We start from the raw sequence: 12,595 nt of genomic DNA, 5'->3' as shown, positions 1-12,595 counted from the left end.
TTGCAGGGCAGCGCGTTAGGGTGGACACTGCCGCCTTCTCGACTGTTATTCACCGAACAACCGGGTATCTCTGTTATAGAGAACGGCCCCTAGGAGCGTCATGATGTCTGAAAAATGGATCGCACCTGCCCGGTGTTCCGTCTGCCACGGTGAGGACCTGAGTCTGCTGGAGGTGGTTGGCGAGGTGCCGTACTGGCGCTGTGGTCGCTGTGAAGCCACGCTGATGGCGCCGGAGCACTGGCTGGACCGGGATGCGGAGAAACGCGTCTACGACCTGCACGATAACAATCCCGAGGACGAAGGCTACCAGCGTTTTTTGACCAAACTGGCGGATCCGATCCTGACTCTCGCGCCGGACGAGGCCCACGGGCTGGATTTCGGCTGCGGTCCGGGCCCGGCGCTGGCAAGAATGCTGGCCGCCAAAGGCATGGAGGTGTCCCTCTACGATCCTTTCTACGCGCCGAATCCGGAAACGCTGGAGCGAACCTACGATTTCATCACCTGCACCGAAGTGGTCGAGCACCTGCAGGATCCGAACACCGTCTTCCGGCAGCTCGACAACCTGCTCAAGCCGGGCGGCTGGCTGGGCGTGATGACCTGCTTCCAGACCGACGACGCCCGCTTTGCCAACTGGCACTATCGGCGTGATCCGACCCATATCGTGTTCTACCGGGAGAGCACCCTGCGCTGGCTGGCCGAATCTCTGGGCTGGGAGCTGGAGGTACCGGCCAAGGACGTGGCGTTGTTCCGCAAGCCTGTGGCGGTATGAAGGAAGACTAAAAAGACCCGGTCGGCCCCATCGGAATGCGCGACCGGGCAGGGGAGGGAGGTCGTCTACCCGTCCAGTCTTTCGATGAGATAGTCCAGCGCGGCGCGGTAGCCGAGGGTGCCGAGGCCGGCGATGACGCCGTCAGCCCGCTGGGAAATGTAGGAGTGGTGGCGAAACGCTTCGCGCTGATGGACGTTGGACAGATGGACTTCCACCACCGGTCCATCGAACGTGTTCAGGGCATCGAGAATCGCCACGGACGTGTGGGTGTGCGCTGCCGGATTGATGATCAGGCCATCCGCTTTACCCCGGGCTGTGTGGATGCGGTCGATGATCGCGCCTTCATGATTGCTCTGGAAGAACCCGATTTCGACACCGAAGATGGTTCCCCGGTTTTCCAGCATCGCGCGGATGTCGGCCAGCGTTTCGTGGCCGTAGATCTCGGGCTGGCGCTGACCCAACAGGTTGAGGTTGGGCCCGTTCAGCACGTCAATCACTCTGCTCATGTCATCCTCTCGATCAGTAGCCGAACAGCCGTGGCAGGAAGGTCACGGTCTGCGGCACAAAGGTGATGATCGCCAGCACCACCAGCTCCACCAGGAACAGAGGCATAATGCGGCGGGAAATCGCGCCCATGCCGACATTGGCAATGGAGTTGGAGACGAACAGGCAGATACCCATTGGGGGTGTCACCAGGCCGATCATCAGATTGAAGATCACCACGATGCCGAAGTGGGTCGGGTCGATACCAAGGCTCATGGCGATCGGGTGCAGGATGGGCAGCAGCACCAGCATGGCCGCGATGCCTTCCAGGAATAGTCCCACCACCAGCAGAATCACGTTCACCAGCAGCAGGAAGATCCAGGGATCGGAAATCTGGTCCAGAACCATGGCACTCAGGCTTTGCGGTACGCGGGCAAAGGTGAGCAGCCAATTGGCGGCGGCCACTGCGCCGATGATGATCAGGATCACCGAAGAGTCCCGCATGGCCCGGACGAAAATGCCCGGCAGCTGTTTGATGTGGAGGCTGCGCATGACGAACATGCCGGCAATCAGCGCGTAGCCGGCGGCGAGGGCGGCCGCTTCGGTGGGCGTCACCACGCCGGTCAGGATCGAACCGACGATAAACACCGGCATGAACAGTGGAATCCAGGCTTCTCCCAGCGCCTTGAACCGCTCACGGGTCGTCTTTTTCGGGTGGACCGGTGCGTAGTGGCCGGCCCGGAAACGGACGTAGATCGACAGGCCGATGGCCAGCAGGATGCCCGGGGCCACCCCCGCCAGGAACAGGCCGGGTACGGAGGCGCCGGTGGTGATCAGGGCGTAGATGATCACCGGAATGCTGGGCGGAATCATCGGGCCGATCACAGACGAGGCGGCCGTCAGCGCTGCGGCGAAATCCCGCGGGTAGCCATCCTTCTCCATTTCCGGGATAAAGATGCGACCCAGGGCCGAGGTGTCGGCCACCGCGGAACCCGACAGGCCGGCAAAGATCACCGACGCCCAGATGTTCACCTGCGCCAGCCCGGCCTTCATGTGGCCGACCAGGGCGTTGGCGAACTTGATGATGCGGCCGGTAATGCCGCTCTCGTTCATCAGCTCGCCGGCCAGCACGAATAGCGGGATGGCGAGGATGGCGAAGGAGTCGAGCCCGGAGAACACGCGGGTGGCAATCAGGCTCATCGGATATGGCGTCTGGCTCAGGTAGCCGACGATCGACAGCAGGATCGCAAAGGCGATCGGCGCGCCAATGGCGAGCAGGACAATGAGGGTAATGAAGGCAACCATGTTGTTATTCGCTCTGCGGGCTGTTGGTTGGCAGGTACTCCGCCAGGCGGATCAGGGCGGCAATGGTCAGGCACAGGCCGCCGATCCACATGGCGGACTGGAAAGTCGCCATCGGCAGGCCGGTGGCCGGTGCCAATAGGTCGCCGCGGGTGGTGACCAGCCCGTAGCCGGCCCAGGTCAGCACTCCGCCACAGACCAGTGCGACCACATCGGACAGCACAGCGCAAACCTTGCGCAGCGGCTCGGACAGCAGGTTTTCGACCAGCTCGAACCTGATGTGCAGGCCCTCGAGGTAGCACAGGACGGTGCCGAACAGGGCGCCGTAGATCATGCCGTAGCGGGCGATTTCCTCACTCCACTGGAGCGGGGCATCAAACAGGTAACGCATCAGGCTGCTGACCAGGACCACGGCAAAGATCACGAACAGTGAGCCGCCGGTCAGCCAGGCCATGAGTTGCTTGAAAAGCCGTTTCATGAGTCTTGTTCCCCGAATTTGAGTCCCGAAACGAGCCGGCGATGAGAGCCGGTCCGCGGTGAACGGACAGCCGTTATTCAGCCGCAGTGGCTTGCTTGACGGCGTCCTGGACGCGGGTGATCCATTCAGGATCCAGCTCGCCTTTGAGCCAATGGATCACCGCCGGCTGAGCGGCCGCCTGGAATTTGGCCAGCTGCTCCTTGGTGGGCTTGGTGATGGTCATGCCCTTGTCGGCCAGTTCGGACAGGCCTTCAGCGGAATTCACCTGCTGGATGGCGCGCCCGACCATGCCGGCCGTGCGGGCCGCCGTGCGGACCAGGCGTTGGTCTTCGGGGGAGAGGTTCTCAAAGATGTCGTTGTTGATGACCAGGAAGTCCGTGCCGTAGACGTGCCCGTCCAGGGTCAGGTAATCCTGCATCTGGTAGAACTTCATGTTGTAGATGGTGCCGACCGGGTTCTCCTGACCGTCCACCACGCCGGTGGCCAGGGCAGAGGGCACTTCCGGCCAGGCGATCGGTGTTGGCTCGGCACCCAGGGCCTTTACCATTTCCACGAACAGCGGCGTGGTCATCACCCGAATCTTGAGACCGTTCAGATCCTTGGGCTCGGCCACCGGGCGTTTGGAGTTGGTGAAGTTACGGAAGCCGGTCTCGCCGTAAGCGAGGATACGCAGGCCGGTTTTCTTGAGGCAGTGGTCGCTCAGGGCTTTGCCGAAGGGACCGTCAAGGACGTCCCAGGCGACCGGCGCCGAGGGAAACAGGTAGGGAATATTGAGCACCTGGGCTTCCGGGCAGAGCTGGGTGAAGCTGCCTGATGCCATGACGATGCTGAGGACGCCGTCCTGCGCTGTCTGGAGCATGTCCATTTCGCCGCCCAACTGGCTGGCCGGATAGACGTTCACAGCGATGCGCCCGCCTGTTTGGCCTTCCACCATATCCTTGAAGACCTTGGCCGCGGCGCCTTTCTTGGAGGTGGTCCAGTCCTGGGGATCGACGTGGCCGAAAGACAGTTCGATGTCGGCGGCCAGGGACGGCAGGGTGAATGCCGACAGGGCGAGTCCCATCAGGACGCCCAGGGTTCTTGTCGTGAGTTTCATTGTTGACTCCATCCGGCGGCTGTCACCACCACTCCGGTTGATTGTTGTTTTGAGCCGACCACCGTCACCGGGTATGGACCGACGGCAGTCCGGACACTAGCAATGCCATTCAATCGAGTCAATTTAATGGGGTGAAGTAAAAAATACCCTATATTTTGACTCGGACGGACAAAGGCGCTGACCGACGCCGGCCCGTGCACTTCGACCGCGGCGCCGATCCGGAAGAGTCACTCCGAAACGACGCCTTTTTGCCACTGTGTACTATGGTTATTGGCATGGAAAATGAGGTTTTTACCTTTTGGTATATCGAATTAGGAATATAAAGCCGGTTTTACACCCTGATTTTCCGGCGCCCGATTGCCGCCGGAAATTTCGGTAATTGATTGAAATATAGACGCTTATAGGTTGAAGGGCGGACTATACGGGCGCCTTTTTTGAGTCATTTGAGTGGGTAAAAATAAAAGTATCCTATATTTTAAAAATCAATCTACGTATTGAGTTTTTCTGACGGCGGTGCGTAAGATCAAAACAGCACAGGGCGAACCCGGCGTTCGCCGTCCCTTATTTTGCAACCGGTCAGCCCGACGGCTGATCTCACTCTCCGGGAGTGTTGTTATGTTCAAGCTCGGGCTTATCGGCCTGTCCATCGCCCAGTCCCGCTCACCGGCGCTGCACGACATGCTGGGAGAGATCCACGGCCTGCCGGTGGTCTACCACCTGCGCGAACCCGCCGATGCGGGCGAGGCCGCATTGAGCGGGATGTTGCAGGCCCTGCGTGAGGAAGGCTACCGCGGTACGAATGTCACTTTTCCCTTCAAGCAGTTGGTGCTCGGACTGGCGGACGAGGTTCGGCCGTCAGCCGCGCGGGTTGGTTCGACCAACACGTTGGCGCTGGCAGACAGTCGCGTGGTCGCGCACAACACCGACTACACCGGCTTTATCCGCGGGTATCGGCGTCGCATTGGCGAGGCGCCTGCCGGTCAGGTCGTTTTGATCGGGGCCGGGGGCGTGGGTCGAGCCGTGGCGTTTGCCCTGTTTGAGGTGGGGGCCAGCGAATTGTTGATCACCGACCTGGACCCGGACAGCGCTGCATCGTTGGCGCAGTCCCTGACCGAGGCGGGATTCCCGGCCCGGGCCCTGGCCCGGGACGAGGTCGAGGCGGCGGTGCGCGGTGCCGATGGACTGGTGAACTGCACGCCGGTGGGGCATTACAAGACGCCGGGGTTACCGGTGCCGGCCGACTGGATGGGCGATCAACGCTGGGCCTTCGACGCCGTCTATACACCGCTGGACACCGAATTTCTGGTGCAGGCCCGTGCCCATGACCTGGCCATCGTGTCCGGATTCGACCTGTTTATTCATCAGGGCATCGATGCGTTCGAGATTTTTACCGGTATCGAGGTCCGTGATCCGTTGCCGGTTATCCGCCAGTTCCGCGAGCGCTTTGATATCCGCAGCGACCTGATCGGCGATTGAGGCAGACCGTCGGTCCAAGACGACCGGGGCGGGCATACAGTCGGCCAAGCATATTGTAATATTGAGCCGGTTCTATTCAGTCATTGCTATGGATGTGTCATGAACATTGCCGTTGACCGCAAACTGGTCGGTCGCACCGTCTATGAACGGTTGCGCAACGACATCGCGACGGGGCGCCTGGAGCCCGGTTACAAACTCAAGTTGAATGAGTTGCGTGACCGGTACGATGCCAGCGTCAACACATTGCGCGAGACGCTGATGCGGCTGGTGTCCGATGGGTTCGTGGCGTTCGAGGACCAGAAGGGGTTTCGGGTCAATCCGGTGTCCAAGCGCGACCTGGAAGAACTGGTGGATCTGCGAGTCATGCTGGAAACCCGTGGCCTGCGGCAATCCATGGCCAACCGCGACAATGCGATGGACTGGAAATCCGGCCTCGTCAGCGCCCATTACCGGCTGACCTGCATGGAAAAGCTGATGATGGAGGACGAAACCGCCCATGTGGACGAATGGGAGCAGACCGACCGCGCCTTCCACCGGGCGCTCGTCGCCAACTGCAACTCACGCCAGTTGATCCGCTACCACGCCTCGGTGATCGAACTGTTCATGCGCTACCAGGTGCTGGCGCTGGAGAAGCGACCTTTCCGTGGCCAGGCCAGCATCGACGACCACCAGGCGTTGCTCGACCTGATCATGAAGGACGACGAAGAGGGTGCCGTGGACTTGCTGACCCGTCATATTGTGGCGGGGCGTGAGTTGCCACTGTGACAGGGTGTCCTGCTAGAACAGCACGGCCAGGGCGATCGAAATACTGAAGAACGACAGCACCGTTCCCGCCAGCAGGATGCTGGAAGTCAGCCGGCGATAGCCGTAAAGGCTGCCGATAATCGGATACACGCTGGCCATGGGCATGGCCGCCAGCAGGATGGCCGCGGTCTGCAACTGCGGATCGAAGTCCGGCAACAGCCAGATCAGCAGCACCATCATCAACGGATGCAGCGTCAGTTTGCCCAGCGCCACCCCGCCAATTTCGCCGATATTCCCGCGCAGCGACGTGCCCACCAGTGACGCGCCCACGAAGAACAGGGCCACGGTCGCCGACGTGCGGCCCAGCATATCCAGACTGTCCTGCAGTACCTGGGGTACCTCGACGTTGGCCAGCGAGGCCAGGACCCCGGCCACGATCGCAATTACCAGCGGGTTGCGGATGACCCGGCCGGCCACCGGGCGGATGATGGCGCCCAGGGATTGGCTGTTGCCGCGACCCTGACTGAATTCCATCACGATCAGGGCCACCGGCAGGACGACCATATTCTCGATCATCAGGTTCATCGCAAAGGCGTTGGTGGGCGGGTCGTCGAAGGCCAGCAGCAACACCGGCAGCCCGACAAAGGCGCTGTTGGACATCGACATGCCCATGCCCTTGATGGCCCCCTGGCTCAGGCTATCCCCCTTGAGCATCTTGCTCAGTCCAATGCCGGCAACGAAGGCGAGCATCGATCCCAGACCGTAAACCAGCAGGTAATGCCGGTCGATGACCTCGCTGAAGGCCATTTGCGACACGGTACTGAAGATCAGTGCCGGCAGGGCGAAATAGATGACGAATCGACCCAGGCCGGCCACGGCTTCTGCGGGGAATAAGCGGGTCCGTACGGCAATGAATCCCAGTGCAATGATGATGAAAATCGGTGCCGTCGTAGAGAGGATGGAAAGCAAGCGCACTCCTTGCGCACACGGTGGCGCCATCCCGGTTATGACAGGTCGGCGTCAGGCGTGTGGAATGGTGGACGGATCAGGCCGCGGCCGTTTTGAGCCGGGCCTGTTCCAGAATATCAGTTAGCCAGCGACCGGTCGCGCCGCCTGCGACTAATTGCTGGGCCAGCTGGTCTGCGTCGATGTGCTCGCCGGTGCGGTCTTCGATCCGCTGCAGCAGGTGGCGGTCGCCCGAGAGGGCTTCCTCGGCGCACTGCTTGACCAGATCGGACGCCTTGTCCCGTCCCATCGAGCGGGCCAGTTCGAAGGTGGCGGCTTCGGCGTAGATGACGCCGTTGTAGGCGTCCAGGTTGGCGCGCATGCGCTGGTCATGAATCTCGATAAACCGGAGTCCGTCCAGAGCGTGACGAAGCGCAACGCTTGAAGCCATGAGCTGCTGTGGCAACTGGAACCACTCCTGGGTCCAGGCGCTGCCGCTGCGTTCGTGTTCCTGCAACAGGGTCTGGTGCATCTGGCCGACGGCGGCCGCACTGGTGCGGGCCATGGCCACGATGATTTCCGCGTCCACCGGATTGCACTTCTGCGGCATGGTGGAGGAGCCCCCGCCGTTGCTGAAGCGAATTTCACCCACTTCCGACTGGGCCAGCCAGAGCCAGTCCTGGGCCATCTTGCCGAGGCTTCCGGTTGTCAGGCCAAGCCAGCCGGACAGTTCCGCCAGGGTATCCCGTTGCGTGTGCCAGCAGGGTCCGGCAACCAGATCCAGACGCTTTGCCAGCCGCTCGTTGATGTCGGCGGCGCTGTCGCCCATGGCTGCCAGGGTGCCGACGGCGCCGCCCAGCTGCAGGCGGAGCAGGCGTGGACGCAGTTCGTCCAGGCGATCCAGTTGGTGCAGTAGCGGCGCCAGCCATTGGGCCACTTTCAGTCCGAAGCTCATAGGCACGGCCTGCTGGGTACGGGTTCGACCGGCGATCAGCGTGCCGCGATGCGTCTCCGCCAGGTCGGCCAGGCCGTTGATGACGGCAAGCAGGCGAGCCTGATGGTCGATCAGAATCTCGCGAATATTAAGGATCAGCGCCGTGTCGACGATGTCCTGGCTGGTGGCGCCAAAGTGGACCCAGCGGGCGTGCTCGGCGGGCAGGGCCTTCTTCAGCGCTTTGACCAGCGCCGGTACCGGCACCCCGGCCGAGGCAACGCCTTTCGCCAGCCTGGCCGGATCCGGTGTCAGGGCCGCCGCCGCAGCGACAATGGCGTCGGCGGCGTCCTGCGGGATCAACCCTGCTTCCGCCTGGGCCAGTGCCAGCTCCCCTTCGACGGTCAGCATGGCCCGGATTTGGGCGGCGTCTCCCAGATGCTGTGCGGTTTTGGCATCGGTGAGTAACTGGCCGTAGAGCTGGGAGTCGAAAGGCGATACCTGAAACATAGGGGCGTTGGCGTCCATCGCTGGTGATCGGGAAGGGCGGATGCCCGCTATCCCATGATAGCGGGTCCGACAGCCCCTGAAGAAATCCGTCGGGGGCTGCCGTGTTGCAAGCGGCGCTCAGAAATCGAAGAACACGGTTTCGTTGTCCCCCTGCATCCGGATATCGAAACGGTATTCGACGCCGGTGGCGGTGTCGTTGCGGGTCGCGATCAGGGTGTTGCGACGGTCCGCAGGTACCTTCTCCAGCACCGGGTCCGCGGCATTCGCCGTGGTTTCGTCACTGAAATACAGACGCGTGTAGGCGTGGTTCATGATTCCGCGACCGAACACGATGACGCTGATGAACGGCGCCACGCCGTCGCGGATCGCGCCGGGCTTGATGGTGTCGAAGCGGAAGCTGTTGTCTGGCGTGGTACCGGTGCCGAAACGGCCAAAGCCCTTGAAGGCCGGATCCAGCGGGCGCGCTTCCCGGGCGTCATTGGGGTGGTCGAAGCGTCCGGCGGCGTTGGCCTGCCAGATCTCGATCATGGCGTCGTCCACCACGTCGCCATGGCCGTCGAGCACACGGCCGACAACGCGGATACGCTCGCCCTGGGTCTGATCGGTCACCAGGCAGCCGTCGGCATACTGGGAATGCGGGTAGTGGTACTGCTGGGCCGTCAGGCCATAGGCGAAGTAGGGCCCCACAGTCTGGGAGGGTGTTTGCTTCATTACCATGGGATCAGGCCTCCACTGGCGTGGCGTTGACGCCACGCAGAACAATGTCGAAAACGTAGCCAAGGGCGTAATTCTCTTCCGTGACGTCGATGGAGAACTGGCTGACAAGGCGCTCACGGGATTGAGCCGGTACGGACTGGTAGATCGGGTCCAGGTCCAGCAGCGGATCGCCCGGGAAGTACATTTGGGTGACCAGACGGGTGGCGATGGTCGGCCCGAACAGGGAGAAGTGAATGTGGTTCGGACGCCAGGCGTTGGGATGGTTGCCCCAGGGGTAGGCACCGGGCTTGATGGTGATGAACCGGTACTCGCCGTTCTCGTCGGACAGGCAGCGGCCAGCACCGAGGAAGTTCGGATCCAGCGGCGCGTCGTGCTGATCTCGGATGTGAACGTAACGACCGGCCGCGTTGGCCTGCCACACTTCCACCAGCGTGTTGGGCACCGGATCGCCGTTCTCATCCAGCACCCGGCCGGTGACGATGATGCGCTCGCCTAGCGGCTCGCCGTTCACGCGGCCGTTGCGGGTCAGGTCGTTGTCCAGCGGGCCAAGCACCTCTTCACCGAAAGCTGGTCCGGTCAGTTCGGCCAGTTCCGGATCGATCTCCACCAGGTTGCGGGAGACACCGCGCAGGCGGGAGGACTTGTACTCGGGGCTGAGATAGCTGGGATGACTGGCCCAGTCACGTGGTGTGAATTTGCTCATTGTTCCGTCTCTCCATCAATAGCGACGCCGATGCTTTTGTAGGCGTCTTTGGCAATGCGGATGGCCGTATTGGAGGCCGGCACACCGGCATAGACACCGAGGTGCAGCAATGTCTCGCGTACTTCCTCCAGCGACGCGCCCGTCTGACGGGTTGCCCGGACGTGCATGGCCAGTTCGTCCTCATGGCCCAGGGCGGCCATCAGGGCAATGGTGATCAGGCTGCGGTCGCGCCGGCTCAGGGTCGGACGGCTCCAGACCGAGCCCCAGGCGCTTTCGGTGATGAAGCGCTGGAACGGCTCGTCAAACGACGTCTTGTTGGCTTCGGCCCGGTCCACATGGGCGTTGCCCAGCACGGAACGGCGCACGGTCATGCCCAGCTCGTAGCGGCTTGAGGCGGGAGTGTGCTGACTCAGGAAATCCACGATCAAATGGGCCAGCGCTTTCGGTTGTTCCACGCAGGGCAGATGACCGGCCCCCTCGATGACTTCGAAACGGCTGTCCGGAATCAGGTCTGCAAGGCTGCGGACCAGATCAGGCGGCGTTGAGCCGTCTTCCGAACCCACCACGCACAGGGTCGGCTGTTTGAGCTCGCGGGTACCGGCTTCCAGGTCGGTATCGCGGATGGCGGCACAGGTGCCCCCGTAGCCTTCTACCGGCGTGCGCACCAGCATGTTGCGCCACAGGGGCATGGTGCCACCCTGTTCGTCATGGAATTGAGCACCAAACCAACGCTCCAGAATGCCGTCGGCCATGCTTTCGAGACCCTGGTCGACAAGCGCGTCGATGCGGGTGTTCCACATGTCGGCCGTACCGATGCGATGGGCGGTGTCACACAGAATCAGGTTCTTCACCAGATCGGGCCGGCGTGCCGCCACGCCCTGGGCAATCTGGCCGCCGACAGACAGGCCGCACAGGTTCACCTGTGACAATTCCAGCGCGTCGAGCAGGCCGATCAGATCGTTGATGTGATCGTCCGGCTGGTAAGGCGCCGGCGGGCAAGACGAGAGTCCATGGCCCCGCTTGTCGTAGCGCAGGAAGCGGAACTGGTCGCGCAGGTAAGGCAGCAGCGGTTCCCAGACTCGCAGGTCGGTACCCAGCGAGTTCGAGAAGACGATCAGCGGCAGATGGGCCGGACCGTCCAGCTGGTAATGGAGCGTCTGTCCATTGACAGAAAGGATGTGCATGAATCAGGGCCTATCGTTTTTGGCGGCTTTGGCTCTACTCTTATGCAACACTTTTGATATGTAAAATGACCCTTTGTCGTTTTTGTATATTGAATTCGGCATGCGTTGGGTGCGGCTCAGTCGGTCTGCCGGGCGCAATCCCTGACCGCATTCATAAACAGCTGCAGGGCCGGTGTGGGTTGGGTGTCGGCGCGGGTGGTCAGGCCGACCTGGCCCAGGGTTTCCGTGGTTTCCAGCGGCAGCTCGGCAAAGTCGCCGATCTCAATTTCCCGCGCGACGACCCCCCGGGAAATGATCCAGACCGCATCGGTCTGACGGATGTATTCCTTGCCGAAAGCATCGGAGATGGTCTCGATGCGATCGGGCAGGGTGCCGATGCCGTGGGCAAGCAGGAAGCGCTCGACGGGGGCGGCGATGATGGAGTCCTTGGGCGGATAAAGGACGGTGTATTCGCTGATGGTCTTGAGATTCAGAGACGGGCTTTTCAGCAGCGGGTGACCCGGGCGGACCACAAACGTCACGCGTTCGGAATAAAGATGCTGGAAGGACAGGCCCGACATCAGGTCCGGCTCCGCCAGACGGCCGACGACCAGATCCAGTTCGCCGACGCGGAGCTGACTGAGCAGCAGGGTGTTGGGGCCGGCCACGAGTTTCAGCGTCACATCCAGCCCGCCCTGGCGGAAGCGCTTGACCGCCTGGGGCAGGACACTGGCGGCGACCGTCGGCAGCACGCCGATGATCAGCTGGGTTTTACCACCCTGCTGGGCCTGCAGGATACTGTTGGTGCCTTCCCGCAGGGCCGCCACGCTGGCGCCGGCGTAACGCAGGAACACCTCGCCGAACTGGGTCAGCTCCACGCCTTTCTTGCTGCGCTCCATCAGGCGCACGCCCAGCATCTCTTCCAGCTCCTTCAGCTTTTTCGACACGGCCGGCTGGGTCAGCGCGAGCACATCAGCGGCCCCGCCAACGCTGCCCTGGCGAGCCACTTCGAGAAAACACTGCAAGTGACGGTACTTGATACGGTTCTCAAGCATGGTGGTGATTCTCTAAAATATAGGATGTTTTTTATTTGTTTGGACGGATATTGATTTTCAACAAATAAAAGGCTGAATGTCACTATGGCATATCGAATTCGATATGTGCAGGACCAGTTAATTCATTTTTCAGGGTCTGGCATTGGCACTAGTGTGAGAGAAACGTCCGGTAGGTCGTCCGGATCAATCGGCGCTGGCGGGATCGGCTGGATCCACCGCAATC

The 12,595-nt window shown here is 61.8% G+C and carries 13 protein-coding genes; 3 read left to right on the top strand and 10 right to left on the bottom strand.

The window, feature by feature from the left end; all coding sequences use genetic code 11:
• Window positions 1–100: 100 nt before the first annotated feature.
• The gene (locus J3364_RS17265) at window positions 101–769 is read left to right on the top strand and encodes a class I SAM-dependent methyltransferase (protein ID WP_349559483.1); all 669 of its coding nucleotides are present in this window, start codon (window positions 101–103) and stop codon (window positions 767–769) included.
• 65 nt (window positions 770–834) lie between these two features.
• Here the strand turns inward: J3364_RS17265 and aroQ are convergent, their stop codons facing one another.
• The 4 genes from aroQ to J3364_RS17245 form a co-directional block, all read right to left on the bottom strand.
• The gene (aroQ, locus tag J3364_RS17260; protein WP_349559482.1) at window positions 835–1,275 is read right to left on the bottom strand and encodes a type II 3-dehydroquinate dehydratase; all 441 of its coding nucleotides are present in this window, start codon (window positions 1,273–1,275) and stop codon (window positions 835–837) included.
• A 13-nt stretch (window positions 1,276–1,288) separates the two neighbouring features.
• A complete protein-coding gene (locus J3364_RS17255) occupies window positions 1,289–2,557 on the bottom strand; it encodes a TRAP transporter large permease (protein ID WP_349559481.1) in 1,269 nt (422 codons plus the stop codon).
• Between the two features lie 4 nt (window positions 2,558–2,561).
• On the bottom strand, window positions 2,562–3,032 hold the full coding sequence (locus J3364_RS17250) for a TRAP transporter small permease (RefSeq protein WP_349559480.1): 471 nt from the start codon (window positions 3,030–3,032) through the stop codon (window positions 2,562–2,564).
• A gap of 73 nt (window positions 3,033–3,105) precedes the next feature.
• The gene (locus tag J3364_RS17245) at window positions 3,106–4,128 is read right to left on the bottom strand and encodes a DctP family TRAP transporter solute-binding subunit (protein WP_349559479.1); all 1,023 of its coding nucleotides are present in this window, start codon (window positions 4,126–4,128) and stop codon (window positions 3,106–3,108) included.
• 615 nt (window positions 4,129–4,743) lie between these two features.
• Between J3364_RS17245 and J3364_RS17240 the strand changes: the two genes are divergently transcribed.
• Both J3364_RS17240 and J3364_RS17235 read left to right on the top strand, forming a co-directional pair.
• On the top strand, window positions 4,744–5,604 hold the full coding sequence (locus J3364_RS17240) for a shikimate dehydrogenase family protein (RefSeq protein ID WP_349559478.1): 861 nt from the start codon (window positions 4,744–4,746) through the stop codon (window positions 5,602–5,604).
• Window positions 5,605–5,703: 99 nt separating this feature from the next.
• A complete protein-coding gene (locus J3364_RS17235; protein WP_349559477.1) occupies window positions 5,704–6,369 on the top strand; it encodes a GntR family transcriptional regulator in 666 nt (221 codons plus the stop codon).
• 12 nt (window positions 6,370–6,381) lie between these two features.
• Here J3364_RS17235 and J3364_RS17230 read toward each other — a convergent pair whose 3' ends face one another.
• The 6 genes from J3364_RS17230 to pcaQ all read right to left on the bottom strand — a co-directional run bounded on the left by J3364_RS17230 (window position 6,382) and on the right by pcaQ (window position 12,372).
• A complete protein-coding gene (locus tag J3364_RS17230) occupies window positions 6,382–7,317 on the bottom strand; it encodes an AEC family transporter (RefSeq protein WP_349559476.1) in 936 nt (311 codons plus the stop codon).
• Window positions 7,318–7,393: 76 nt separating this feature from the next.
• The gene (locus J3364_RS17225) at window positions 7,394–8,734 is read right to left on the bottom strand and encodes a lyase family protein (RefSeq protein WP_349559475.1); all 1,341 of its coding nucleotides are present in this window, start codon (window positions 8,732–8,734) and stop codon (window positions 7,394–7,396) included.
• Between the two features lie 117 nt (window positions 8,735–8,851).
• The gene (gene pcaG / locus J3364_RS17220; protein ID WP_349559474.1) at window positions 8,852–9,451 is read right to left on the bottom strand and encodes a protocatechuate 3,4-dioxygenase subunit alpha; all 600 of its coding nucleotides are present in this window, start codon (window positions 9,449–9,451) and stop codon (window positions 8,852–8,854) included.
• A 4-nt stretch (window positions 9,452–9,455) separates the two neighbouring features.
• Window positions 9,456–10,154: a protocatechuate 3,4-dioxygenase subunit beta gene (gene pcaH, locus J3364_RS17215; RefSeq protein ID WP_349559473.1), complete on the bottom strand. Its 699-nt coding sequence runs from the start codon at window positions 10,152–10,154 to the stop codon at window positions 9,456–9,458.
• Window positions 10,151–11,338 (bottom strand): bifunctional 3-oxoadipate enol-lactonase/4-carboxymuconolactone decarboxylase PcaDC, encoded by a 1,188-nt coding sequence (pcaDC, locus tag J3364_RS17210; RefSeq protein ID WP_349559472.1) that lies wholly within the window; start codon window positions 11,336–11,338, stop codon window positions 10,151–10,153. Before pcaDC ends, pcaH begins: the two co-directional genes overlap by 4 nt.
• Before the next feature lie 116 nt (window positions 11,339–11,454).
• The gene (gene pcaQ, locus J3364_RS17205) at window positions 11,455–12,372 is read right to left on the bottom strand and encodes a pca operon transcription factor PcaQ (protein ID WP_349559471.1); all 918 of its coding nucleotides are present in this window, start codon (window positions 12,370–12,372) and stop codon (window positions 11,455–11,457) included.
• Window positions 12,373–12,595: the final 223 nt, after the last annotated feature.

Source organism: Marinobacter sp. NFXS9, assembly GCF_040148665.1.
GTDB lineage: Bacteria > Pseudomonadota > Gammaproteobacteria > Pseudomonadales > Oleiphilaceae > Marinobacter_A > Marinobacter_A mangrovi.
The sequence above is the reverse complement of the archived record's forward strand: the minus strand, read 5'-3'. Positions and strand labels throughout refer to the sequence as shown.

What these genes read in the sequence shown, in the direction of transcription:
- pcaH (WP_349559473.1), bottom strand. Translation starts at nt 10,154, where the DNA reads ATGAGCAAATTCACACCACGTGACTGGGCCAGTCATCCCAGCTATCTC.
- J3364_RS17255 (WP_349559481.1), bottom strand. Translation starts at nt 2,557, where the DNA reads ATGGTTGCCTTCATTACCCTCATTGTCCTGCTCGCCATTGGCGCGCCG.
- pcaG (WP_349559474.1), bottom strand. Translation starts at nt 9,451, where the DNA reads ATGGTAATGAAGCAAACACCCTCCCAGACTGTGGGGCCCTACTTCGCC.
- J3364_RS17250 (WP_349559480.1), bottom strand. Translation starts at nt 3,032, where the DNA reads ATGAAACGGCTTTTCAAGCAACTCATGGCCTGGCTGACCGGCGGCTCA.
- J3364_RS17245 (WP_349559479.1), bottom strand. Translation starts at nt 4,128, where the DNA reads ATGAAACTCACGACAAGAACCCTGGGCGTCCTGATGGGACTCGCCCTG.
- J3364_RS17240 (WP_349559478.1), top strand. Translation starts at nt 4,744, where the DNA reads ATGTTCAAGCTCGGGCTTATCGGCCTGTCCATCGCCCAGTCCCGCTCA.
- pcaQ (WP_349559471.1), bottom strand. Translation starts at nt 12,372, where the DNA reads ATGCTTGAGAACCGTATCAAGTACCGTCACTTGCAGTGTTTTCTCGAA.
- pcaDC (WP_349559472.1), bottom strand. Translation starts at nt 11,338, where the DNA reads ATGCACATCCTTTCTGTCAATGGACAGACGCTCCATTACCAGCTGGAC.
- J3364_RS17265 (WP_349559483.1), top strand. Translation starts at nt 101, where the DNA reads ATGATGTCTGAAAAATGGATCGCACCTGCCCGGTGTTCCGTCTGCCAC.
- J3364_RS17225 (WP_349559475.1), bottom strand. Translation starts at nt 8,734, where the DNA reads ATGTTTCAGGTATCGCCTTTCGACTCCCAGCTCTACGGCCAGTTACTC.
- aroQ (WP_349559482.1), bottom strand. Translation starts at nt 1,275, where the DNA reads ATGAGCAGAGTGATTGACGTGCTGAACGGGCCCAACCTCAACCTGTTG.
- J3364_RS17235 (WP_349559477.1), top strand. Translation starts at nt 5,704, where the DNA reads ATGAACATTGCCGTTGACCGCAAACTGGTCGGTCGCACCGTCTATGAA.